At 36.3% G+C, this 24,838-nt stretch carries 23 protein-coding genes, 1 other RNA gene and 1 pseudogene; 13 read left to right on the top strand and 12 right to left on the bottom strand.

What is annotated here, in order from left to right:
- Positions 1-144: 144 nt before the first annotated feature.
- A complete protein-coding gene (locus tag ACEN3Z_RS06970; protein ID WP_407090288.1) occupies positions 145-948 on the bottom strand; it encodes a Cof-type HAD-IIB family hydrolase in 804 nt (267 codons plus the stop codon).
- A 227-nt stretch (positions 949-1,175) separates the two neighbouring features.
- On the opposite strand from ACEN3Z_RS06970, the gene ACEN3Z_RS06965 reads away from it, so the two are divergent.
- Positions 1,176-1,982, top strand: coding sequence for a diacylglycerol/lipid kinase family protein (locus tag ACEN3Z_RS06965; RefSeq protein ID WP_407090287.1), 807 nt, complete (start codon positions 1,176-1,178; stop codon positions 1,980-1,982).
- A 158-nt stretch (positions 1,983-2,140) separates the two neighbouring features.
- On the top strand, positions 2,141-3,490 hold the full coding sequence (locus tag ACEN3Z_RS06960) for a D-serine ammonia-lyase (RefSeq protein WP_407090286.1): 1,350 nt from the start codon (positions 2,141-2,143) through the stop codon (positions 3,488-3,490).
- A gap of 62 nt (positions 3,491-3,552) precedes the next feature.
- On the opposite strand, the gene ACEN3Z_RS06955 is transcribed toward ACEN3Z_RS06960, so the two are convergent.
- Positions 3,553-6,012: an ATP-dependent RecD-like DNA helicase gene (locus ACEN3Z_RS06955; protein WP_407090285.1), complete on the bottom strand. Its 2,460-nt coding sequence runs from the start codon at positions 6,010-6,012 to the stop codon at positions 3,553-3,555.
- Between the two features lie 148 nt (positions 6,013-6,160).
- Between ACEN3Z_RS06955 and ACEN3Z_RS06950 the strand changes: the two genes are divergently transcribed.
- Positions 6,161-6,736, top strand: a complete 576-nt coding sequence (locus ACEN3Z_RS06950) for a peptidase dimerization domain-containing protein (protein WP_407090284.1) — start codon at positions 6,161-6,163, stop codon at positions 6,734-6,736.
- Positions 6,737-6,988: 252 nt separating this feature from the next.
- On the opposite strand, the gene mnmA is transcribed toward ACEN3Z_RS06950, so the two are convergent.
- From mnmA to ACEN3Z_RS06935, 3 genes are read right to left on the bottom strand one after another with little or no spacing between them, the layout of a single operon-like run.
- Positions 6,989-8,113, bottom strand: a complete 1,125-nt coding sequence (mnmA, locus tag ACEN3Z_RS06945) for a tRNA 2-thiouridine(34) synthase MnmA (RefSeq protein ID WP_407090283.1) — start codon at positions 8,111-8,113, stop codon at positions 6,989-6,991.
- A gap of 34 nt (positions 8,114-8,147) precedes the next feature.
- Positions 8,148-8,483 (bottom strand): cysteine desulfurase, encoded by a 336-nt coding sequence (locus tag ACEN3Z_RS06940; RefSeq protein ID WP_407090282.1) that lies wholly within the window; start codon positions 8,481-8,483, stop codon positions 8,148-8,150.
- Positions 8,456-9,634 carry a cysteine desulfurase family protein gene (locus tag ACEN3Z_RS06935; RefSeq protein ID WP_407090281.1) on the bottom strand — a complete coding sequence of 393 codons (1,179 nt, stop codon included), beginning with the start codon at positions 9,632-9,634 and terminating at the stop codon, positions 8,456-8,458. The genes ACEN3Z_RS06940 and ACEN3Z_RS06935 overlap by 28 nt, the downstream gene beginning before the upstream one ends.
- Positions 9,635-9,848: 214 nt before the next feature.
- Here ACEN3Z_RS06935 and ACEN3Z_RS06930 point away from each other — a divergent pair, with 214 nt between their 5' ends.
- Entirely contained in the window at positions 9,849-11,111 is a 1,263-nt protein-coding gene (locus ACEN3Z_RS06930) for a replication-associated recombination protein A (protein ID WP_407090280.1), read from the top strand.
- Positions 11,112-11,214: 103 nt separating this feature from the next.
- Positions 11,215-11,406: non-coding RNA, 6S RNA (gene ssrS / locus ACEN3Z_RS06925), on the top strand.
- An 86-nt stretch (positions 11,407-11,492) separates the two neighbouring features.
- Here the strand turns inward: ssrS and ACEN3Z_RS06920 are convergent.
- Positions 11,493-11,873: a VOC family protein gene (locus ACEN3Z_RS06920; RefSeq protein WP_138404632.1), complete on the bottom strand. Its 381-nt coding sequence runs from the start codon at positions 11,871-11,873 to the stop codon at positions 11,493-11,495.
- A 400-nt stretch (positions 11,874-12,273) separates the two neighbouring features.
- Here ACEN3Z_RS06920 and ACEN3Z_RS06915 point away from each other — a divergent pair, with 400 nt between their 5' ends.
- Together ACEN3Z_RS06915 and ACEN3Z_RS06910 are read left to right on the top strand one after the other, a co-directional pair.
- Positions 12,274-12,906, top strand: a complete 633-nt coding sequence (locus ACEN3Z_RS06915; protein ID WP_407090279.1) for a response regulator — start codon at positions 12,274-12,276, stop codon at positions 12,904-12,906.
- Positions 12,907-12,924: 18 nt separating this feature from the next.
- Positions 12,925-13,212, top strand: coding sequence for a hypothetical protein (locus tag ACEN3Z_RS06910; RefSeq protein ID WP_407090278.1), 288 nt, complete (start codon positions 12,925-12,927; stop codon positions 13,210-13,212).
- Positions 13,213-13,265: 53 nt separating this feature from the next.
- On the opposite strand, the gene pyrR is transcribed toward ACEN3Z_RS06910, so the two are convergent.
- From pyrR to ACEN3Z_RS06895, 3 genes are all read right to left on the bottom strand, one after another.
- A complete protein-coding gene (gene pyrR, locus ACEN3Z_RS06905) occupies positions 13,266-13,796 on the bottom strand; it encodes a bifunctional pyr operon transcriptional regulator/uracil phosphoribosyltransferase PyrR (protein WP_407090277.1) in 531 nt (176 codons plus the stop codon).
- A gap of 67 nt (positions 13,797-13,863) precedes the next feature.
- Positions 13,864-15,051: an acetate/propionate family kinase gene (locus ACEN3Z_RS06900; RefSeq protein WP_138404628.1), complete on the bottom strand. Its 1,188-nt coding sequence runs from the start codon at positions 15,049-15,051 to the stop codon at positions 13,864-13,866.
- A 132-nt stretch (positions 15,052-15,183) separates the two neighbouring features.
- Positions 15,184-15,567, bottom strand: coding sequence for a Rid family detoxifying hydrolase (locus ACEN3Z_RS06895; RefSeq protein WP_407090276.1), 384 nt, complete (start codon positions 15,565-15,567; stop codon positions 15,184-15,186).
- Positions 15,568-15,731: 164 nt separating this feature from the next.
- On the opposite strand from ACEN3Z_RS06895, the gene ACEN3Z_RS06890 reads away from it, so the two are divergent.
- The 3 genes from ACEN3Z_RS06890 to ACEN3Z_RS06880 all read left to right on the top strand — a co-directional run bounded on the left by ACEN3Z_RS06890 (position 15,732) and on the right by ACEN3Z_RS06880 (position 18,808).
- On the top strand, positions 15,732-15,995 hold the full coding sequence (locus ACEN3Z_RS06890) for an ACT domain-containing protein (protein ID WP_138404626.1): 264 nt from the start codon (positions 15,732-15,734) through the stop codon (positions 15,993-15,995).
- Positions 15,996-16,006: 11 nt separating this feature from the next.
- Positions 16,007-17,365 (top strand): PFL family protein, encoded by a 1,359-nt coding sequence (locus ACEN3Z_RS06885; RefSeq protein WP_138404625.1) that lies wholly within the window; start codon positions 16,007-16,009, stop codon positions 17,363-17,365.
- A 105-nt stretch (positions 17,366-17,470) separates the two neighbouring features.
- Positions 17,471-18,808 carry an FAD-dependent oxidoreductase gene (locus ACEN3Z_RS06880; protein ID WP_407090275.1) on the top strand — a complete coding sequence of 446 codons (1,338 nt, stop codon included), beginning with the start codon at positions 17,471-17,473 and terminating at the stop codon, positions 18,806-18,808.
- A 691-nt stretch (positions 18,809-19,499) separates the two neighbouring features.
- Here ACEN3Z_RS06880 and ACEN3Z_RS06875 read toward each other — a convergent pair.
- Positions 19,500-19,790, bottom strand: coding sequence for a hypothetical protein (locus ACEN3Z_RS06875; RefSeq protein ID WP_407090274.1), 291 nt, complete (start codon positions 19,788-19,790; stop codon positions 19,500-19,502).
- A 270-nt stretch (positions 19,791-20,060) separates the two neighbouring features.
- On the opposite strand from ACEN3Z_RS06875, the pseudogene ACEN3Z_RS06870 reads away from it, so the two are divergent.
- Positions 20,061-20,273 (top strand): annotated as a pseudogene (locus tag ACEN3Z_RS06870) (helix-turn-helix domain-containing protein); the annotation flags it as partial.
- Between the two features lie 183 nt (positions 20,274-20,456).
- On the opposite strand, the gene ACEN3Z_RS06865 reads toward ACEN3Z_RS06870, so the two are convergent.
- Complete coding sequence (locus ACEN3Z_RS06865) at positions 20,457-21,536, bottom strand: IS30 family transposase (RefSeq protein WP_407090273.1); 1,080 nt, start codon at positions 21,534-21,536, stop codon at positions 20,457-20,459.
- A 441-nt stretch (positions 21,537-21,977) separates the two neighbouring features.
- Here ACEN3Z_RS06865 and ACEN3Z_RS06860 point away from each other — a divergent pair, with 441 nt between their 5' ends.
- Positions 21,978-22,589, top strand: a complete 612-nt coding sequence (locus ACEN3Z_RS06860) for a TetR/AcrR family transcriptional regulator (RefSeq protein WP_407090272.1) — start codon at positions 21,978-21,980, stop codon at positions 22,587-22,589.
- A complete protein-coding gene (locus tag ACEN3Z_RS06855) occupies positions 22,586-23,479 on the top strand; it encodes an alpha/beta fold hydrolase (RefSeq protein WP_407090271.1) in 894 nt (297 codons plus the stop codon). Before ACEN3Z_RS06860 ends, ACEN3Z_RS06855 begins: the two co-directional genes overlap by 4 nt.
- Positions 23,480-23,623: 144 nt before the next feature.
- On the opposite strand, the gene ACEN3Z_RS06850 is transcribed toward ACEN3Z_RS06855, so the two are convergent.
- Entirely contained in the window at positions 23,624-24,577 is a 954-nt protein-coding gene (locus ACEN3Z_RS06850) for an IS30 family transposase (RefSeq protein ID WP_407090270.1), read from the bottom strand.
- Positions 24,578-24,838 lie beyond the last annotated feature (261 nt).

Below are 24,838 nucleotides of genomic sequence, written 5' to 3'. Positions count from 1 at the left end.
TATACATGAGGAGCATCATTCTTGTCGTTTCTTTCACCTACTGAAACGTCTCTGTTATTAAGTCTGATATGGTCTCAAATCATTAATATTATACATAATTAGCCTGTTTAATGTCAACTATAAATAGCCAGTATAGATTCATTCTTAATAAAAATATTTGTCTAGAACTTGAACAACACCATCTTCATCATTTGTTCCCGTCACATCATCTGCAATGCCTTTCAGATAATCAGAAGCATTCCCCATCGCGACACCTACTCCTGCTACTTCGATCATTGGCGCATCATTATTCCCATCACCAACCGCCACAACTTCACTGATATCTATACCGATATGATCACATAGCCTTTGTAAACTCAGACCTTTAGAAACATCTCGGTGCATAAATTCTAGGAAGTAGTCTTTTGACGTCGCTGCATTTGTTGCTTTACCAAATTTTCCTTGGAGTTCTTCATTATGTTTTGCGACAATCTCTGGATCACCAACCGCGATAAATTTTAATTCTTCTGATTCTAAGTTATTCGCATAGTCACTGTCATAAATTGTTTCTAGCCCAGTTAATTCACCTTCAACATGACTGTAATCATTCTCACGACTTAGATAAACTTCATTATCACCATAAGCAATTAATGCTAAGCCTGTATCATGAATATATTGAACCAATTCTTTTTGTTCGTCGAAGTTCATTCGTTGGCTAAATAGCTCTTGCGCATTCTCCATACTTGTAACGACAGCTCCGTTAAAAGAAATCGTATGTGATTTATGGTGATCCAGCAATAATTCTTCGGCTTTTTGAACCGCTGATTTCGTTGGGCGTCCAGTTGCTAACACCAAGATAAAGCCATCCTCTTGGAATTGTATTAATCTTTCTTTAGTCACCGAACTAATTTCGTGATTACTATTTAATAAAGTATCATCAATATCCAAAACAAGCATTTTGTAAGACATATATACACTCCTTAATTTTTCAATATTTAGTCCGCTATATTGTATCATATTTTATGAGAAACTATGAGAATAGAATCACTTTTTTCATTTAACTCTTATTAAAAACCTATTGTCAAATCCTTAACAAAATATAACAATAGAAGTAATTCTTTATTAAATATATAAATTTGAGTATAATTGGTCTTAGTGTTTAAACTCAAATTGATAAAGAAATTACGAGGTGCTTTATGACAAATCGCGTACATATAATATGTCATCCTGAAGCGGGTAGCGGAGATGGAAACACCATCTTAAAAAAAGTTCATAGTGAATTGGACAGTTTCCAAATGGAATACATTACTTACTTAACTGACTATTCGACCCATGCTGAAGTTTTGACTGAACAGCTAGTTAACCGTGGTCACAAAAAATATCTGGATTATTTAGTGGTTGTTGGTGGGGATGGTACATTACATGAAGTGGTTCAAACTTTACACAAGAACCAAGCTGATATCCCAGTTACTTATGTTCCTGCTGGAACTGGAAATGATTTTTATCGAAGCTGGCAAAATGGCTTATCTGTCAGAGGTATCATTGAAATAATGTTATTCTCAGAAAAGCCCGTTTCAATTCCAATATTCACTTACAATAACCACATTACTAAACGACAAGGTGTCGTCTTAAATAATATGGGCTTTGGCTTCGATGCTGAGGTCAATTTTCGAGCTCAAAATCTTATTAAAAATTCTTTTTTATCAAAAATGGGTCTTGGAAAACTTTCGTACTTATTGGCTGTACTGCTTAGTTTAAATAGCGTGCGTCATTTTGCCGTATCGGGAAGTATTGATAATCATCAGTTTCACTATGATGATGTAAGTTTAGCTGGAATATTAAATTCCCCTACTTTAGGTGGTGGAATTAATATAGACCAATTAACAAGACCAAAAAATAATGAAATTGCCCTTGTCATCTACCGCGATATAAAATTATCGGTAATTTTCGATTTATTAATAAAAGTGTTAATTACAAAAAAACAAACGAATCTGATAATATAGATCGATATACGGGTCAAAAATTACAGTTAAAAATCACTGATCCGATTAGAGGTCAGGTTGATGGAGAAGACATACCTAAAAAGCCAGTAAACATTGATTTGGCTTTATCAACTTATCCATTTTATTTACCTAATTAGAAGGAGTTGCGTTTTAAAGTTATGAATGAAATTTTACATAAAGAATACTTAGAAACTGATTTATTCAAAAAAATCCAATTAGCCCAACCGGTTTTTTGGGAGAATAATTTAAAAATATCGTTTGATGAAGCAACCGAGAAAGTTCCTTATTCAAAAAATGATGTCGATGATGCAGAGGAAAGGTTAAAACGCTTTGCACCTTTTATTATCAAGGCTTTCCCTGAATCAGCTGTCAATGATGGCTTAATTGAATCTGAATTTACTGAAATTAATACAATGAAAGAATATCTAGAAGATACATATCAAACAACAATTTCTGGAAAACTTTTATTAAAACGTGATGATACCCTACCCATTGCTGGAACAATCAAAGCTCGGGGTGCAATCTACGAAGTATTAAAACATGCTGAAACACTTGCTTTAGAAAATGGTTTACTTGAATCAATTGAAGATAATTATGAAAAATTCTTAAACGACGAATTCAATGAATTCTTCGCTCAACATAAAATCATGGTTGGAACAACTGGTAATTTAGGCATTAGTGTTGGCGTGATGGGAGCTAAATTAGGCTTTAATGTCACAGTTCATATGTCAACTGAAGCGAAACAATGGAAAAAAGATTTATTGCGTTCAAGAGGAGTAAATGTCGTTGAGCATCAAACAAATTTTACGGAAGCTGTTAACCAAGGAAGAGCGGAATCTTTAAGCGATCCAACGTCTTACTTTGTTGATGATGAGCATTCGATTGAATTGTTTTTCGGTTATACAGTTGCTGCCAATCGTTTAGCAAGACAATTAGAAGAAGCCAACATCAAAGTTGATGCTGAACATCCTTTATTTGTCTACTTACCTTGTGGTATCGGTGGAAGTCCGGGTGGAATTAGTTTTGGTTTAAAACAAATTTATGGTGACCATGTTCATTGTATCTTTGCTGAACCAACTCAGATGCCTTCAATGCTTTTAGGCTTAGCTACAAAAGAATTTGACGGTGTCACAGTAGATGATTTCGGGATAGAATCTCGTACAATTATGGATGGTTTAGCTGTGCCACGCACATCTGGTCTTATTTCACGCATCATTCAATATTACTTCGATGCTGGCTACACCCTTACAGAGGACGAATCAATGCGCCTTCTAGGCAAAATGATTGATTTAGAGGCTATTTCACTTGAACCTGCTGCCCTAGCTGGTGTAGTAGGTGTGGTTCGCATGCTAACAACCGATTCAGGTCAAGATTTCTTAGCAAATCATCACCTTCAATCGAAACTAGATAAAGCCACTCATATCGCTTGGGCGACAGGTGGTAGTATGGTTCCTGAAGAAGATATGCAAGCATTTTACTTACAAGGAAAAGCAGTCGCTAAAGACTAAATAAAAAAAGAGAGAGTCAACGTATTCGTTCATGAACGAGCACGTTGACTCTCTTTTGTATTTTAATATGTTGAAGACATAAAATCATAAGGTGTGACACCGTCCATATTAATCATTGGATCAATTTGATTGATTGTCGCTTCCTTCAGTTCTAAAGGTTCTTCAATTTGTTCTTCTAATTCCATTTGAATCGATTCTGGTTCAGGGTTTTGCTGACTGGCTTCGTCTTCTTTGAAGTTTTCTTCCGTTTCATCTTCCTCATTTTCAGATGCTTCTTTGTCAAATTGAACCATCAATAATTCCCTTAAGAAGGTCTTACGAGGTTCTTTTTCACTTGTCACAGCTTTGTAGAAGCTATCAGGATTTCCAAGCATAATTAAGCTAGATTGGGCCCGTGTAATAGCTGTATATAAGATATCCTTTTGAAGTAATCGAGAGTACATATCGACCAAGGGTAGTATAACGAGAGGGTACTCACTCCCCTGCGCCTTATGAATCGAAGTACAATACGCTAATGTAAGTTGATCTAAATCAGATTTCTTATAAATAAGCTCAACATTATCAAATGACACGATGATCTCTTCAACTTTTGAAGCCGTCTCTTTCTTAAAGTGTATTGCCTCAATGCGTCCAATATCTCCGTTATAAACTCCATCTTCCGAATTATTTACTAGTTGCAATACTTTATCTCCAACTCTGAACACAGAATCAAAATGATTTATTTCCCGTTTTCTCGGTTTAGGTGGATTTAACAATTCTTGTAATAAAGTATTGAGAGCGTTAATACCTGCCGGTCCTTTATACATGGGAGCTAGTACTTGTAAGTTTGTCGCATCAAAGCCTTTTTTCTTAGCCGCTACAATAATTTGTTGTAACACATGACTAATTTGTTGTGCCGGAGCTTGAATAAATGACCGATCGTGTTGCTTCATTAAGAAATCTTCTGGTAAAAAACCTTGTCGAATCTTATGTGCCAAATCAATTATGGTACTATTTTGTGCTTGACGGTAGATTTTTTCTAAACGAAGTACGGGTAAAACATCAGATTCAATCAAGTCACTAAAGACTTTTCCTGGACCTACTGAAGGCAACTGGTCCTTATCCCCTACTAATACTACTTGTAAATGATACGGAATTGCTTGGACAAGCCAATTCATCAACCAAGTATCGACCATCGACATTTCATCGACAATTAGCAGTGAACCATCTAATTCGGCCGCATAAAATTCATCAACCTGAGAATCACGATTAAAGCCAATCAATCGATGAATGGTAGAGGCTGGTAAGCCGGTTGTTTCCTCCATTCGTTTAGCTGCTCGCCCTGTAGGTGCTGCAAGTAACACAGGATTTTCATCCACTTTTTTTGTTGCTTGTTCTAAATCATAGTCATGTAAGATTGAATGCAACAAGATAATCCCTTTAATTAAAGTCGTTTTCCCAGTTCCAGGTCCACCAGTTATCACTGAAATTGGAGATTGAATGGATGTTTTCAGAGCTTGTCGTTGACTCTCATCATAATTAATTCCACTGATTTTAACGACCTCATCAATCGCCTCATCGATTTCATCTTCTTCAAAGCGTTCAATTTGTTCATACTGAAAGTAATTATCGATTTTCTTAACGATGTTTAATTCAGCATAATATAAGCTTGGTATCATTAGATTATCAACTAAACGCATTAACTGTTCGTTTTGTACGGCTAATTCTACTGCTCGCTCCAATAATTCATCAGAAATCAAGTATCTTCGACTCGACTCTAATAATTTCCGTCCATTTTTCTTAGCCACTTCCTCAGGAACATATGTATCGCCATCGCTATTTGATAACTCTAATACGGATACATAAATCCCTGCGACAATCCGGTTAATATCTTCAGCATCAAAATCTAATTGTTCTGCTAACTGGTCTGCTTTATTAAAGCCGATACCATCAACATCTTCAATTAATTTATAAGGATTCTCTTTAATTAAAGTAATCGTTTCGCTTTCATATGCTCGGTATATTTTATCTGATAAGGCTGGACCAAAGCCCCATTCGCTTAATTGCATAAATATACGCTCAGTCCCTTGATGGCGTAGTAGCCCTTCGCGTAAGTCTTCGGCTTTTGCTTTTGATAAACCAGTGGCGCCTTTCAAGGCATTCGAGTCCGATATAATCGTATCGATAGCATCCTGGCCTAATTCATCAACAATGCGTTCCGCTAATACTTTCCCGATACCTTTAAAACGGCTACTTGATAAATAGTCAACGAGCCCTTCGTAAGATGTCGGCGCTTTTTGTTGATACCTTGTTACAGCAAACTGTTCTCCATATTTGGGATGATTCGTTAATTTTCCAAAAAATTGATATTCCGTATCGAGATGAAGTGAAGCAAACATACCCGTAATGACTAATTCTTCATCTAACAATAAGTCTGTTTCATCTTGATCAACGCTAATGCGGACAACTTTATAGAAGTTCGACGGATTCTCAAAAAAAATCGCTTCTACGACACCGACAACTAACTCTTCTCCTTGAGACATTTACTTCACCTCCTTATAATTTTTCTAACTCATGTATCATATCATAATCCGTACATGATTTTAAATCTGATCATGGTGTGGAAGATGGAATTCTGTGAGGGAATTGGTGGTTAACTGGAGGTATTTTTTAGATTTTTCTAGTTAACGTATGACTAAAGATGCAATAGTGATGGTGTCTCAGTACATTGCACATATCCAAACCATTACCTCTAGAGCGACTGATCCGATGGAAGCAACTGTTTTAAATGTCGGTAAAGTAGAGGCTGGTGAGCCTTTTAACATCATTGCCGAGAAAGCTAAGCTTGAAGGTACCGTACGAACCTTTGATGCTAAAACTCGTGATATCGTAGAAACAGAAATGAAGCGCTATGCTGAAAGAGCCGCAGAGATGTATGGTGGTACAGTTAAATTTGAGTATCATCGATTATTAGATTCCGTAATTAATGAAACACAAAGCGCTCAGTTAGTTCAATCGATTGCGATAAATTCATTCGGTGAAGATTCAGTCGGAGACTTTCCACCAACAATGGGAGGCAAAGATTTTGGTGAGTACACGAACTATATTAATAGTGCCTTTGCGACAGTCGGAACACGCAACATCTCTAAAGGCTCAGACTGCCCTCACTACCATGCTTGTTTAAATGTGGTCGAGGAATCTTTAAAAGTTAGCGCAGAATTGTATGTCCAATATGCCATATCATATATATATCAAGATGAATTTTAATTAAAGAATAGTAAAAAAAACTCAAAGTTGTTCTCACACGAACTTCTTTGATTGCTATTTGTCTTATAAAGGTTGTGTTCACTTAATTATTTTGAGCATGTGATTCGAAATAATTTGAATGCCGGCGATGAAATTCTTGTTAACACTCTTTTCGAATAAAATAAAAACTGCTTAACCTTTAATAGTCGAATATATTATGGTATTAAAAAAGGTCAGAGTGACGAATCACTCTGACCTTCTTCAGTCTATTACTTATACGTATTGTCTTTTTTGGCTGTTTGAGAATGCAGCATCAATCGTTCCGCCACCTAAACATTCGTCTCCATCATAGAAGACTACCGCTTGACCTGGTGTAATTGCACGAACAGGTTCTTTAAAGTAAACTGTAGCAAAATCTGCTTCAGCATCGATCTCAACTTTAACTTCAACGTCTTGTTGACGGTATCTGAATTTTGCTGTACATTCAAATGTTCCGTCCACTGGTAAAGGACTAGTGAAACTTAAATCTGATGCTTCTAAGTAATCAGAGTATAGGTTTTCATGATGATATCCTTGACCAACATATAAAGTTTGTGTTTCAGTATCTTTACCAATGACAAACCATGGCTCGTTAGAATCGCCGCCCCCACCAATTCCTAAACCTTGGCGTTGACCGATAGTATAGTACATTAAACCTGAATGTTCACCTTTAACTTCTCCGTCAAGTGTCATCATTCTACCCGGTTTGTTCGGTAAGTAATTTGATAAGAATTCTTTAAAGTTACGTTCTCCAATGAAACAAACTCCAGTAGAATCTTTTTTCTTAGCAGTTGCTAAGCCTGCTTTTTCAGCAATTTCACGTACTTCTGATTTTTGTAAATGCCCTAATGGGAATAAACTTCTTTGTAATTGTTCTTGTGATAATTGGTTTAAGAAGTATGTTTGGTCTTTATTATTATCTGCACCACGTAATAAATGAACGGTTCCATCTAAATCACGTTTCACCTGTGCGTAGTGCCCCATCGCAACATAATCTGCACCTAGATCTAAAGCATAATCTAAGAATGCTTTAAATTTCACTTCTTTATTACACATAACATCTGGATTAGGTGTGCGTCCTTTTTTGTATTCTGATAAGAAGTACTCAAACACACGGTCCCAATATTCTTTTTCGAAGTTTACAGAATAGTAAGGAATTCCAATCTGTTCAGCTACTAAAGCCACGTCCTTATAGTCTTCTGTTGCAGTACAGACTCCGAATTCATCCGTGTCATCCCAATTCTTCATAAATAACCCAATTACATCATAACCTTGTTCTTTTAATAGCAATGCTGTGACGGATGAATCCACACCGCCACTCATTCCTACGACAACTCTAGTATTGCTGTTATCTGACATTGTCATTTCCTTTCTATAACTTTTATTTTTGTTTTTATTTTTCGTTTAATACATTACGGTCAACAAAGCCATCAAAGATAAAATTCACTTTTTCAACGATCATGCTATTATTATCTAATTTTGAAATATCTACGGCAGTTAGACCTTTTTCGTTCACTGTTGATATTTTAAGTCCTTTTAGATCTTTATCAACAGTTACTTTTAATACAAGACCTTGTTTATGTGTAGAGTCTAGTGCTCTTTTATAAATAAAGTTCCCACTTTTTGTGTCAGTAAAGCCATTATCACGTAAAGTGTATGGACGTGCCTCTGGGCTCACACTAAATGTACGGTTGAATCCTTTTAATTCTGCAGTTTCTTTGAATGCCATAAATCGATCTTCCCCTCTGATATTTTCTTTAAACTATGGATAAATTGATCGATGTCTTCTCGTGTAGTTTGATAACCGAATGAAATTCGTAAACTTTGGCTCCACCGTTCTGGTTGATCGGGGTAATAAGCTTTTAAAATGTCACTCTCAATGAGACTCCCTGCGGAACATGCACTTCCCGCTGAGATATAAACATCATCTAAATCCATTTTTATTAGCATTTGGCTTGCTATATTACCATTAAACCACAAATTATTGATATATGGTACTCGATTATTCATATCGCCATTAATTTCAAATTCAATATCACGTTCATTCAGCGCCTCAATTAAATAAAGATGTAACTTTTCATATTTACTATATGTTTCTTCTTGCTCAGCGAAAGTCAATTCGAGTGCTTTTACCATCCCTAAGATATAAGGGCCATTCTCAGTACCTGATCGCATCTTATTTTCTTGACCGCCACCATAAAGTAAGGGTCCAAGATGGTTATGTTCTTGGAAAGAACGATATATTAAGAAGCCAATCCCTTTTGGACCATTAAACTTATGGGCAGAACCAACAAAGGTCGTGCATTTCAACTGTGAATAGTCATAAGCCATTGGCCCTACTGCTTGAACAGAATCAATGTGAAACCATAGATTGCGCTCATTCGCTTCTTCACCTAACTCAAAGATGGGCAGAATTGAACCAACTTCATTGTTAACTGCCATCGCAATCCAACCAATTGTTTGATCAGTTGTAACGTCTATGAACTGCTGGACTGTTATCTCACCTCTTTCATTCGGTTGAATATATGTTACTTCAAAGCCTTGAGTCTCAAGATATTTCGTTACGTTTGTAACGGACGGATGTTCAATTGCGGTAGTCACAATATGATTTCCTTGCCCTAATTCTTTTGACTTCTCGGCTTGAGAGCGAATTGCCCAATTGTTTGCTTCAGTCGCACCACTTGTAAAGTAAACTTCTGATTCGTCCACATTCAATAGCTCTGCGAGCTGTTTACGTGCTTGGATCATTGAGTGCTTTACTTTTTTTCCAAGGCGATATGTGCTTGATGGATTCCCATAATCATTCAGTAATGAATCATGGATCACTTCCAGAACTTCTGGTCGCACTGCTGTCGTCGCAGCATTATCTAAATAAACCATTTAAACCCTCCTTTCAACATGTCTATTAATACAACTTTAACATTATAACACAAGTTTGAATAACTGCAATATCTAAGTTTATCAATATATAAAATAATAACTTTAATCTAGAAATTATCAATTAATTCAAATATCATATATAATACATTAGATAATTATTATTTAGTTTACATATATAAACAATGAATACAACTTATTGCGAAAGGAGTATCTTATGCAACAACCATTAGCTTACCGTATGCGCCCTAAACATATTGACGAAGTTTTGGGACAGAAACATCTTGTTGGCGAAGGAAAAATTATACGACGGATGGTGATTTCAGAACGTCTATCATCGATGATTCTTTACGGACCTCCTGGTACAGGTAAAACAAGTATCGCCAGTGCCATTGCGGGTAGTACGAAATATGCTTTTCGGATCTTAAATGCTGCCACAGATTCTAAAAAAGACATGGAAGTAGTCGTTGAAGAAGCGAAGATGTCGGGAACTGTTATTATGTTACTTGATGAAATTCATCGCTTAAATAAAGTGAAGCAAGACTATTTACTACCTCATCTAGAAAATGGTCGGGTCATACTCATTGGAGCTACTACTGAAAATCCATACATCACCATTAATCCGGCGATTCGAAGTCGATTACAAATATTTGAAGTAAAACCTTTGGCTCCCGAAGATATTAAATTAGGTCTTCAAAGAGCCCTAGAAGATAATGACATCGGCTTAGGTGAATATAATGTAGAGATTCCAGATGATATATTAAATCATTTCTCTCATGTGACCAATGGCGATATTCGCTCTGCCTTAAATGCCCTAGAATTGGCTGTCTTATCAACCAAACCCGATAAAGATAATGTCATTAAAATTACACAAGACGTCGCTGAAGAATGTCTGCAACATAAACGGATGACGCATGATAAAGATGGAGATGCTCATTACGACGCCATCTCTGCCCTTCAAAAATCAATTCGAGGGAGCGATGTCGATGCAGCGATGTATTACTTAGCAGTTTTATTAGAAGCAGGTGAATTAACTATTGCTTGTAGGCGGTTATTGATTATTGCTTATGAAGATATTGGTTTAGGAAATCCTGGAGCTACTTCACGGACAGTTTCGGCTGTGACAGCAGCTGAAAAAGTTGGCTTGCCTGAAGCGCGGATCCCATTAGCTTTTGCGGTCGCCGATTTAGCTTTAAGTCCTAAATCAAACACAACTTATCGTGCCTTAAACAGTGCAATGGCAGATATTTCAGCGGGTAATGTCGGACAAGTGCCCGATCATATTCGTGACGCTCACTACTCCGGTGCTGAAAAATTAGGTCGTGGTGTTGAATATAAATACCCGCATGATTTCCCGCACCATTATGTCGAACAACAATATTTACCTGATAATTTGAAGCGTCGTCAATACTTCGAACCTGATCCTACAGGTAAATATGAAGAAGCTCTCGCTCAAATATATAAGCAAATTAAACAATAATAACGATACCTATCTGTGTCAGTAACCCTTTACAAGCTTGTCAGGGCAACACATCTTATTTTGTTGCAATTTATTATATTAGTGCTATAATGTATTTAACAAAGGTTCTCTGAGGTGTACGTTGTATATATATTGTGTGGACCGAACATTTCTTTTTATCTCGGGATCCTATGATCTTGTTTCTATGACAAGCCTTTTACACTTGGAAGTCAGAAAAAGCAAGTGTGGAGCCCACCTGTAATTACTTGCAGGTTCAATAACATATATATACGAAAACGGCACCACCGGATGCCTTTTAGTCGGCTTTACAGCCGACTTTTTTTGTGCACATTAATATAAGCCTCGAGTGTTAACTATTGAACACTTGAGGCTTACTGCAATTTAATCTGTTGTTAGTTCGATACGGTTTCCATCTAGATCAAGAACAACTGCTTCGTAATAGCCATCTCCTGTCGTTCTTGGTCCATCTAATAAGTCATAGCCATCATTAGTTAAACGCTTTGTAAATTGATCGACATCATCTTTGTCCCCTACACTAATTGCTAAATGGGCATAACCAAACAATTCCCCTGCTGCTTCAGTCATATCATCACGATGCATAATTTCTAATCGTGCCCCACTTGCGAATGTTAAAAAGTATGATTTAAACCCTTTTTTCTCATTGTGATATAAATCATTTGCAGAAGCGTCAAAATAAGTTTCATAAAATTGTCGTGTCTCTTCAATATCTTTAACCCACATGCCAATATGTTCAATCTTCATATTACTCCTCCTTCATTAATTCAATTTCATTATACATTTTATTAGTAACGTCACCAAACATGGGTTCTTCTTATAAACCTAATGACTTATAACAGTCAAATTTAATGTAATTTAAGATGAAATTAGGTATAATAAGACATATAAAGATAGGAGGAATGAACATGCGTAATTGGCCTTGGTTAAAAATTATTTGGTATGTCATTTTAATCGTTTTAGCTATCAAAACATCTAGCGATCAAGCGGAAAAAGCTAGCTAATATATAAGCAATTATTCTAATTTTGCTTAATTTTAGTCGAGTACCAGAGATGATTCACTTCATCTCTGGTACTTTTTTTAATCTTCCGTGACAATCATTGTAAATTCAACTACAATTAAAGAAACATGATAAAAGGGGTGAACATGTTGACAACTGTAATGATTATTGATGATGATCCAATAGTAGTAGAATCTTTGAGTTTAATTATTGAGAATGGTGGCTACGAAGTAATAATAACCGGCTATTCTGCTGAAGAAGCCATTGCTAATTACTCAATTTACAAGCCAGACATCACATTGTTAGATATTCGAATGCAAGATAAATCCGGAATCGATGCTGCTTCGACTATTTTGAGTGAATTTCCGCAAGCAAAAATTCTACTCGTTACTACTTTTGAAGACTCAGATTTCATACAAGCTGCCCTTCAATTAGGGTGTACAGGCTATATCTTAAAGCAAAATATTAAAAGTATCTTGCCAGCCATTGAAGCTGTTCTTAATAATCAGACCGTTCTCGATAATACTATCGTGAATAACGTTGCTCAATCAGTCTCTCAATCAAATCAAGAAATATTGAGTGAACTCACACCTCGTGAATTAGATATTTATCAAGCTGTCGCAGAAGGCTTGAATAATAAAGAAATTGCCGAAAAATTTTATCTGAGTGAAGGAACAGTTCGAAACTATATATCACAACTGTTACTGAAGTTGGAGTTGCGTGATCGGACCCAGCTTGCGATCAGTTATTATAAAGGCAATGAATTCAAAGAAAATTAATCAAAGGAAGGTTTACAAATGATATTTAATATTTTAATTTATGCTTTTCCTGCTATGTTTATGATATTGGGTGCATATTTATTAATCTATAGACGGACTTTACTCGAAGTATTCGGCGATTATTCCAATAAAGTTATTATTATTTTTAGTATATTGCTATTTTTAGTGGGGATTCTCGGCTTTATTTTAGTCGTAAATAATCTGATTGACTTAATGTTAATTTGGATGTTAGCAGCACTCTTCGTCGTCTTCTTTATGGTATTTGTCTTTTATTGGTTATTCAAAGCCAACAATGGAAAAAAATAACATAAAAAATGTGGGGAACAGACTCAATTTTAAGAGCCTGTTCCCCACTTTTTTTAATCTAATACACTGACTAAATCTTTTCCGTCAACTTCTTCAACTTCTACTTTGACTCTCTCTTGCTTAGATGTTGGAATATTCTTTCCAACATAGTCTGGTCGAATTGGTAATTCTCGGTGTCCGCGATCAACAAGAACAGCCAATTGAATGTGTGATGGGCGCGCATTTTCTAAGATGGCATCCATGGCTGCACGAACGGTTCTTCCGGTATAAAGAACATCGTCCACTACTACTACTTTCTTTCCAGTTAAATCATGTTCAAAAGAAACAGCTTTTACTTCAGGACTGACAGATTTTTTAGATAAATCATCGCGATAGAAAGTGATGTCCAAAATTTCCAGCGGTAATTTTACGCCTTCTATTTCTTCGACCTTTTCTTGTAGGCGTTTTGCTAAAAACTCGCCTCTTGTTTTAATTCCAAGAATCACCAGTTTTTCCGTCGATTTATTCTTCTCTAAGATCTCATGGGCAATACGCTTTAATGTTCTTTGCATACCGCTTTGATCCATTAATTCTCTTTCACTCATTGTCATGACCTCCTTTTAAAAATAGACCGCTCAACCAATTAGGTTTGCGGTCTGATTATGTTAATTATTATTTGAAGCGTTCAACGTCACGTGCAATCGCTACTTCTTCGTTTGTAGGAATGTTGTAGATTGCAAATCTTGAGTCGTCAGTTGAAATTAATGCTTCTTTACGAGTGTCGTTACGCTCGTCATCAATTTCTCCACCAAAGAACGTAATTCCGTCCATGATTAATTTTCGTGTAATTCCAGAGTTTTCACCAATACCTGCTGTGAATACTACTGCATCAACACCGTTCATAACTGCGATGTATTGAGCGATGTATTTTTGAACACGATTCATGAAGATATCTAACGTTAATTGTGCACGTTCGTTACCTTCTGCCGCAGCATCTTCAACGTCACGCATATCACTTGATACACCTGATAAACCTAGTAAACCAGATTTTTTGTTAAAAATTGTGATTACATCGTTCACATCAGTGATGTTTAATTTGTCCATTAAGAATGGAATGATTGATGCATCGATATCACCTGTACGAGTACCCATTGTTACACCAGCTAAAGGAGTGAATCCCATTGATGTATCTACAGATTTACCACCGTCAACGGCTGTAATTGATGCACCGTTACCTAAGTGACACGTAATGATTTTTAAGTCTTCGATAGGTTTGCCCATTAATTCAGCTGCACGTTTACTTACGAAATCATGACTTGTTCCGTGAGCACCGTACTTACGGATTTGGAAGTCTTCGTAGTATTCGTAAGGTAAGCTGTATAAGTAGTTAACTTCTGGCATTGAAGTATGGAAAGATGTATCAAATACTGCTACGGCAGTTGCGTGTGGTAAACGCTCTTCAAACACATGCATAACTTCTGCTTCTGCTGGGTTATGTAAAGGTGCGAATTCACTTAAGTCTTCAACTTGTTTAATTACTTCTGGAGTAACTAAAGTTGATTCTTTAAAGATTTCTCCACCTGCTACTACACGGTGCCCTACACCTGTAATTTCAGTTAGATCGGTGATAATTTGGAATTCTTCTAATTTATCAAATAACATATCAACCGCTTGAGCATGAGTTGCGATATCTTCTGTTACAGTAAACTCTTGATCATCACCATATTCGATTGTAAATACTGAATTGTTGATACCAATTCTTTCTACTAACCCTTTAGCAATAACTGATTCTTCTGGCATATTGTATAACTGGAATTTTAAGCTTGAGCTCCCAGCATTAATTGCAAATGTTTTAGACATTATTTAATTCTCTCCTCTTCAATATAAGTCATAATTCTATTATACATTTATTATAACAGATTGCATTAGAAGTTCTCTACTAAATTATAATGTTTTTTAATACAAACAATAACTTAAAATACTAAGCTTATTTTATGACTCGTAATGAGCAATGACCTCCATTTTTACTTTTGCTCCCATTGGTAAACTACTTACGGCAAAAGAACTTCTAGCTGGATACGGCTTGTGAAAATTCATGGCATAGATTTCGTTAAATATCGATGAATCACCGATGTCATTCATATATAACACAACTTTTACAACGCTTGTTAAATTCAAACCTGCACTATCTAATATATGGGCAATATTTTTGAAAACTTGCTTCATTTCTTCTTCAGCATTCCCTTTAACTAATTTATTAGTTTCTGGATCAATGCCTATTTGACCTGATACATATAACATATCTCCTACACGAACGGCTTGCGAATATGGGTCCATCGGCTTTGGTGCTTTATTAGAATAATAAACTTTCTTCATACTTAGCCACCCTTTCTATGAGTCTATTTACATTATAATAAATTATAAAATAATGTATAGGAAAGTGACTATTTTCGCGTTTCTAATTATTTTTTCATTTTATGTAGGGAAAATTCTTCGGGTGTGCTATAATTTACAAAACAAATCAAAAGGTGGTTAACACAATGCAAGCTGTTATTACTGTAATTGGGAAAGACAAAGTAGGGATTCTAGCAGAAGTTGCGACACAATGCGCTAAATACAATGTAAACGTCGTGGATGTTGAACAAACGATTATGCAAGATTACTTTACGATGGTGATGTTAGTGAATATTGATAAGCTTTCAATTGAATTTGAAGAATTTCAACAGAACACGAAGGAAAGTATCCCTGAGATGGAAATACACGTGATGCATGAGGATATTTTTAATTCTATGCACCGAATTTAAGGAGTTAAACCATGTTAGAAATGCAAAATGTTATTGAAACTGTTTCTATGATTAAAGAAGATAACTTAGATATTCGTACCATTACGATGGGTATATCCTTAGTTGATTGTGCGGATGGGGATATTGATCGTTCCTGTGAGAAGATTTATAACAAAATTTATAAATCTGCCAAAGACTTAGTTAAAACTGGTGAGTTGATTGAAGGTAAATTTGGTATTCCGATTGTAAACAAACGGATTGCTGTCACTCCTATCTCTCAACTGCTTGCTGCCTCAGGTGGCGATCCTTTAAAATACGCGCGAGTTTTAGATAAAGTCGCTCAAGATATTGGTGTAAACTATATCGGTGGTTATTCTGCTTTAGTCCACAAAGGCTTTAGTAAAGGTGATTTGGAATTAATTCAATCTATTCCACAAGCCATGGCTGAGACAAATCATGTGTGTTCTTCAGTGAATATTGGTTCAACCCGTGCGGGTATCAATATGGATGCTGTGGCGATGATGGGAAATATCGTTCGTGAAGCTGCTGAACTAACACAAGATAATGAGTGTATGGGTGCTTCTAAGATTGTCGTTTTCTGTAATGCTGTTGAGGATAACCCTTTTATGGCCGGTGCTTTTCATGGATCTGGAGAGCCAGATGTTGTTATTAATGTCGGCGTTTCTGGTCCTGGTGTGGTGCGTACTGCTTTAGCAAAATTAGATAAATCGGCTTCATTAGAAGTTGTCGCTGATACCATTAAGCAAACAGCATTCAAGATCACTCGTATGGGCCAATTAGTTGGGACACAAGCCTCTGAAATGCTAGGTGTTCCATTTGGAATTGTTGATTTATCTTTAGCTCCAACACCAGCAGTAGGCGATTCTGTGGCGCATATCTTAGAAGAAATCGGTTTAGACCAAGTAGGTGCACATGGATCAATCGCCACACTTGCCATGTTAAATGATGCGGTTAAAAAAGGTGGCGTGATGGCTTCATCTCACGTTGGTGGGCTATCTGGTGCTTTCATTCCTGTGACTGAAGATGCGGGGATGATTGCCGCGGCTGCCAATGGTACTTTAAATATTGAAACATTAATGTCGATGACGGCCGTCTGTTCTGTAGGTTTGGATATGATTGTTATTCCAGGAACAACACCACCAGAAGTTGTTTCTGCCTTGATTGCTGATGAAGCAGCCATTGGTATGATTAACTCTAAAACTACCGCTGTTCGTGTGATTCCTGCGATTGGTCGCTCAGATGACGAGTCACTTGATTTCGGTGGACTCTTCGGTTCTGGTACAGTCATGCCATTAAACCAAACTTCTCCGAAAGTATTCGTTGATCGTGGTGGGCGTATTCCAGCTCCAATTCAAAGTTTAAAAAATTAATGTCTTTCTCTAGCCCCTATTTTATAGGGGTTTTTATTTTATCTACAAGCAATTTGTTTAGTGAATTTTGTTAATGGTAGTACAATATGAGTTAGGGGTGGTTTTATGAAACAAGTTAAAAATTTAATTATAGGTTTTGGTAAGGCGGGTAAAACGCTCGCGGGAGAATTCGCAAGTCGTGGTGAGGATGTTATTCTAGTTGAGAAATCTAAGAAAATGTACGGCGGGACTTGTATAAATGTTGCTTGTATTCCAACGAAGAAATTAAAATTCTTAGCTTTCAAACGTGATGAATTAGGCTATTCAATGGCTGTGAACGCTAAAAATGAGTTAATCAGCAAACTAAATAATGGAAATTACCATAAAGTTGCCGATTTAGAAAATGCTGAAGTTCTAGATGGGACGGCTTCATTTATTAATGAGAATACCGTTGAAGTTCATACTGAAGATGGCGTTGAAGAAATTCAAGCTGAGCGTATTTTTATTAATACGGGTGCGCGTCCATTTATTCCTAATATTGATGGTTTAGAATTAAGTGACCGTATTTTGACTTCTGAATCGCTAATTGAATTAACTGATTTACCAAAAGATTTGGCTATTATTGGTTCTGGTCCCGTTGGTTTAGAGTTGGCTTCTATTTATAGTCAATTTGGAAGTAATGTAACATTAATTGATCGCAACGATACGATTCTTAAAGATGAAGATGCAGATGTTCGTGATGCTGTGATTGCTGCAATTGAAGCTCAAGGTATTAATATTGTGACGAATGCGAATACGCAATCTGTAAAAGAAAATGCTGATTCGGTGTCTATTTATTATAATATAAATGGTGACCAACATGAGATTCAAGCCACTCACCTATTGGTTGCAACGGGTCGTAAACCGAATATCGAAGACTTGAATTTAGGTAAGGCTGGCATCACCGTTTCAGAAAAAGGTGCAGTTGAAGTGAATGAGTTTTTACAAACTAATCTTCCACATATTTTTGCACTCGGCGATGTTAATGGTGGTCCTCAACAGACTTATATCTCACTTGATGACTACCGCATCATTCGTGACTTCATTTATGGTGACAAGTCGTATAGTACAGACCGTCGAAAAAACGTACCTGCAACAACATTTATCGAGCCGCCTTTATCACAGGTCGGCTTATCAGAAACTGCTGCGCGTGAGCAAGGTCTTGATTACAAGGTTGCCAGTCTGGATGTAAGTTCTATTCCTAAAGCGAAAATATTAGATAACCAAACTGGTTTATATAAAGCGATTATTGATAGCAAAACGAATAAGATTCTTGGTGCTACCCTATTTGGTGAAGAATCACATGAAGTTATTAACATTATTTCAACGGCAATGATCGCTGATATGGATTACACTCAACTCAGAGATCAAATTTTCACTCACCCAACGATGGCTGAAGCCTTAAATGATTTATTTAAAATATAAAAGTATAATTAAATGAAAACCCGTCCCGAATCTTCGCGATTTGGGACGGGCTTTTTTGCTTTAGTAGGAAATTGGGTTGAAAGCGTCACTTTGATTTCTCATAGTATCGCTTTTCAACTAAAAGCGTCACTTTGAATTCTCATAGTATCGCTTTTCGAATAAAAGTCTCGTTTCACATTTTAAAATTACAATTTACATATGCCTTTTATAGGAATACTTATTAATCCCTCCTACTTTATCATAATGCTTATTCATGATTTTCTTGATTGAGGTAATGCCCATCATTCCAACCATAAAATCATAAATATTTCTTGGTGTCAGCATTTGTGGATGGTCAAAGTATAGGATTCTTATGTGATAGGCAGCTCATAGAATTACTTTTGTCTTCGTTTCTCTCACACCACATTTTCTACAGTAATACTGTGATGTTTAGCAATCGTATTAAAACTATGACATTGACAACACGTAATCCCTTTAGGAATGCCTGAAAAACTTTCTACTTGCAAGCTTTCTGGTTGAAATGGATTAGCTACTCTATATCTATTGAACACTTCATGACAAGCTTTAAGATAACTCGCCATTAGTGGGAAATCAGATTTGCGTTTAATATTTTTAATGTAGAATCTAAATTGATGGCGCAAGACAACTTCGTAATTTACTTTTGTATCTAGGCTAACTTGTGAGTGCTCCTTTATAAAATCATCGCACCCGTAACATTGACCGAATGCGGTATCTCACTTGCCATATGAGTTAAGCGATTATTGCGCTCTTGAATTTTGGTTACGATATTGTCTTTTAATAATTTGCTATTTAATACGCAGTCGAAATCTATATATTGAAAGTTTCCGTCGTCATTTTTCACTACAAGGACATACCAAGTATCTTTTGCCATAACAATAAAATCCGTTTGCAGACGCTTTCCGTTTTCAAACCAATAGTCACCAAGAATATCCCAGGTCTTAATTTCATGTTTTTTGACCAAATCGAGGACCATTTTTTCATTATATTAGCCTCGGAGTAGATAATATATTCGATTTTCTACATCTGACGGCAATTCAACTTTTCCAATGTGTGCTATTTCTAGATACACTTAATCTTTGTTTTTCTTCATAAAATTCACCCCTATATACAAGAAAAATGGTGAATTCAATTTTATAAAACGTAGATTGTAAAATTAAGCTAGACAGATAAAAAAGTCATTTATGATACACTCAAACTATACTTCCACCACGAAGAATAGGAGTGATCATAAATGACCTACTCCCATCTTACCACGGATGAATTAGTAATGATAGAATCTTATTATCATCAAAATATTTCTGTTGCGATGATTGCTGAACGCTTAAGGCGTTCACGTCAGCCCATTTATAACGTTATTAATTTCTTGAAACAAGGTAACTCAGCAATTGATTACTACAAACGCTATAAAGTATATAAAAAGCGTTGCGGTAGACATAAAATCATTTTCGTAAATTTCAAGTTTAAGTTAGCCACTACAGGTAACTCATTTGTTTGGTACCGTAACTGCCTTGTTATTCTAAATCAGTGACCCTCTGATATTGAACTGAGGGATGGTAGTCTTCCGACCAGTCTGGCCTCAGGCCATCTTTCCAGACATGAAGCCATGCCGAGGTCAAGTAATGATAGGTCAAGCCCCCAATCGTTCTTGCTTGAATGCTTGAACAAATGTGTCATGTGGTATTGCATAACCCAAAATTTTCCGCGGGTAATCGTTCATCCAACGCTGGATCCGCAAAATCTGGTTCTCGCTCACCTCACTAATCGGGCTTCCCTTGGGAACGAAACGGCGAATTAATTTGTGCTGGTTTTCGCTCGTCCCACGCTCCCAAGAAGCATAGGGGTGGCTGAAATAGACGTCAGCTACATCTTGCAGAGCATCGTGTAGCCTCGAAAACTCCGAGCCATTGTCGGAGGTCACGGTCTTAAATAATTGATCGAAGTTAGCGCCAGCCCGTTCTCTTAGCTGTTGAACCGCTTGGTCCACCGATTCGGTGTCCTTCCCGTTCAACTTTAGGATGACTTCAAAGCGTGTCTGCCGTTCAGCCAGCGTCAGCAGCACGGCATCCGACTTGGTCTTGTTTCCCACGACCGTGTCGATTTCCCAATGACCGAATGTTTCCCGGGTTTCAACTTCTTTAGGGCGTTCTTCAATTGACGTCCCGAGAACACGCTTGTTGGATCGGTGTCCTGGGCGGCCCGCTTTGATTTTACGGGACAGTTTTTCAAGCAAGTCCATGTTCTTTGTTCGCATGATTCCGCGGTCAATCCATTGATAAAGAGCGGTTGTTCCAGGAATGATGGCACAATCGAACAGCGCGTGTTTTCTGGCAAATCCGACCAGGACGTCCGGCGACCATTTTTCATTTAACATTTTGTCATCTGCCCAGTCAATGAAAGCATTTGTGTTCGCCCATTTGAGCCGTCTGCCACAGTTCAGTCGTTGCTTTTCATAGAAGGCCTGTCCTGCATCAGCGTCATAAACAGAATAGTAGGTGTCATACACTTTTCCATTTTGCGTTTGGCGTTTTAACTGGGTGATGGTTCCGCGATCAAGCTCATTGTTTATGGTTTGCGGAACACGTCCCAGCACTTTGGCAACCTGACGGTTGGAATAGTCTTCCTTTTTCAGGATAGCGATTTGGCAACGTTCTGAGTAGGAAAGGTGTTTTCCCTTGCGTGAAACTGTGTTATCATGGGTTTGCGTCATGTGAATTCATCCTTGTCTATTGAGAGTTGTGGTAACTTCAATATAACACCGAATTCACGTGGCGTTTTTTTTATTTTAAATGGCTAAGTTCATTATAAAATCCGCCAAAATACTTTGAATCTCCATAGTAGTTAATATAATATATATTGGAACCGAAAAGCGATGGCAGAGTTGAAGACGGCTCATCTGTGTATCAAGAACAGAAATATGACGAGAAGAAACATTTCGTTACTCGATGAGAAGAATGGGAATTGTAACAAAAACAGATAAAGTCGACAACAATATTTTCAACTATCTTATTTAATAAGTAACTAAAAAGCCAGACTCAATTATTCATTGAGCTGGCTAAATTTATTTTAACTAAATAATGTTATTTACAAGCTAATGAATATTAGCTTATAATTGAGTTGGCTAATGAACATTAGCATAAGGGGGTATGGAATGAAGACGAAGGAGAAAATTTTAAGAGAATCATTAAAACTATTTGCTATGAAGGGTTTCAATGAAATATCACTAAATGAATTAGCAGAAAATGTAGGGATAAAGGCACCAAGCCTTTATAAGCATTATAAAAGTAAACAAGATATTTTTAGTCACTGCATAGAATATTTTAGATGCCAGTTAGAAGAAAAAAGAGAAAATTTGTCTTTACCAAAAAACGGAGAAAATTCTAAAGTATATGCTGATAAAAGTAGGGAAGAAATTATAAATATAGCAATAGATTTATTCAAGTATCATTTATTGGATACAGCCGCTTCAAACTTCAGGAAGATGCTATTAAAAGACCGATATAACAATCAAGAAATTGATGATTTATATATGGAAATATTCATTAAATCTCCTATTGAATATCAAAAAATAGTTTTTCAATACCTAATGGACAATGATTATTTTATAAAAGATGATGTTCAAACAATGGCCATAAATTTTTATACTCCAATATTTTTTCTAATTCAGAAATATGATACAAATATCGAGTCCATTAATGAAGGAGAGAAAGAACTATCAGAAATAATGAACGATTTTTGTGATAGATATGAGGTAAAGAAATGAAAGTGGTATTTAAATTCATATTGCTTATCACATTATTTTATTTATTGTTTATGAAGATTAACATGGATAATTCATTGGAACAAGCGAATAAAAACTTAGAGAAATATGAGCCTAAGATTGCAAATTTATCGTACGGAAAAATGGAATATTTAGATAAGGGTGAGGGTGAGATAATCCTTTCTAATCATGGTTTATTTGGAGGATTTGATCAGGGGTATGAAAATATAGCTAATTTATCAAACAATCTGAGAATAATCGCGCCCTCAAGATTTGGATACTTAAATAGTGATATAAAGGGTGATGGGACTCCTAAAGAACAAGCAAAAGCATACGTTGAACTTTTAGACTATTTAAATATAGATAAAGTCTTTATTATGGGAGCTTCAGCTGGAGGAACGCTAGCAATTAGATTTGCCTTAGATTATCCAGAAAGATGTAAGGGACTGATTTTATATTCATCGGCAATGCCTGAAAAGTCAAAAGTTGAAAAAGTGAATTATAAACAGGGGCCACCAGATGTATTAGTTAATAACTATCCTATGTACTTATTAAGTCCATTATTCAATAAATTTATGGGAATGGACAAAGATATTATTAAATCGATGTTGCCAATTGATAAGAAAAAAATCGGCATAAAATTAGATAGCGAGGTCAATAATCCAGATATGGCAGCCAATTTTGATGAGTATAATATTGAATCACTAAAGGTACCTGTCTTGATAATGCAAGCTGAAGATGACAAACTAACGGATGTAAATAAAATGGTGAATGTATCAAGCAGATTTCCAAATCTTACTATGAAAATATTTAAAAGTGGCGGTCATATGTTGAGGGGGAATGATGCAGAAGTAAGAAAAACAGTTAATGTATTTATAGAAAATAATAAGTAATTTTATAAGAGGAGATTATTTTTTATTCTCTAAGATCCAATGACCGTTATGAATTCAAAAGTAACAAATAAATCCATACAATATTTATAGCAACGGTTGATGGTAAAAAATTAAGTTTATAAATATTTCGTTTGTCAATTTAAGCTAGAAATAATTTAACCCAGACACATTCTCAAGAAAGACCTCCAACGGGGTCTTATAATTTAAAGACTTTCTAGGAATCTTATTCCTACGAATGGCGACCGAAGAAATAAACGCTTGGTTCACTTCATTGAAGTACATTTGTTTAGGTAATCCATCTTTACGCAAGAGCCCATTCGAATGTTCGTTGAGGCCACGTTGAGAGGGACAGCCCGGATCTGCAAAGAAAACAGAAATATCCTGTTGATTGCTTAAACTTTTCCAGTTGGAAAATTCCTTGCCACAGTCAAACGTTATCGACTTAAAAAGATTCTTGGGTAGCTGTTTAAACCAGTTGGTCAAGGTGACCTCGATGTCTTCGGCCTTCCGGCCGGGTGTCTTTAAAGCAATGATTAACTTAGACGCTCTTTCCGCAAAGGTGATCACGGCACTCTTATGGTTTTTACCGATGATGGTATCACCTTCTAAATGACCAAATTCATTGTGGTAAGAAGGATAAGCTTGTTTTCGGTCATCAAGCGTTCTTCTGTCCCCTTGTTTCCCGCGCGTTTCTTTATGGCCATTCGGTTTTCGTTTTCCTTGCATGGGTAACGTCGTTATATCAAAGAGCGTACTATCTTTAAATCGTCTATAGAGGGTACGCATAGAACAGCCAAGATCTACTTCACCTCGACCAATGATTACATCGGGTGTCCAACCCTCAGCCACTCGGTGCTTAACGTATTGAGACTGTTCACTTGTCAATGTTTTTTTCTTGGCGCCGCATTTCGATTTATTCTGTGTATAACGTTCCAAGTAGTCATGAACCGTTCCACCTTCTTTTAGGAAGTTGACAACATTATAGATCGGTTGATTGGATCGTCCCAGTTTCTTCGCAATTTCATAGGCTTTATAGCCAATATCATAATAAGTTTCTATCCACCCGAGTTCTTTCATGGTAAGATGTGTGTAGGCCATTTGTGGTCACTCCTCTAATTTTCGTGGTTGGAAATTTGATTTGAGTGTACCGCAGATGGTTTATTTATTTTTCTAGCTTAATTTTACAATTCAAGTACAATAAAAAGTATAGAGGAGGTAGAAAGATTAATTGAGATAAAGCCCATATAATTGTGTAAAAGTAAAAAACCATAATAATCTCTTTGGTACAATGTAGTTGACAGACAAACATTGAAAGGAAGATTATTATGGCTCAATTAAATATTACCTTAAATTTAGAAG

This window comes from Ruoffia sp. FAM 26254 (assembly GCF_045528545.1).
GTDB classification, from domain to species: domain Bacteria; phylum Bacillota; class Bacilli; order Lactobacillales; family Aerococcaceae; genus Ruoffia; species Ruoffia halotolerans.
The sequence above is the reverse complement of the archived record's forward strand: the minus strand, read 5'-3'. Positions and strand labels throughout refer to the sequence as shown.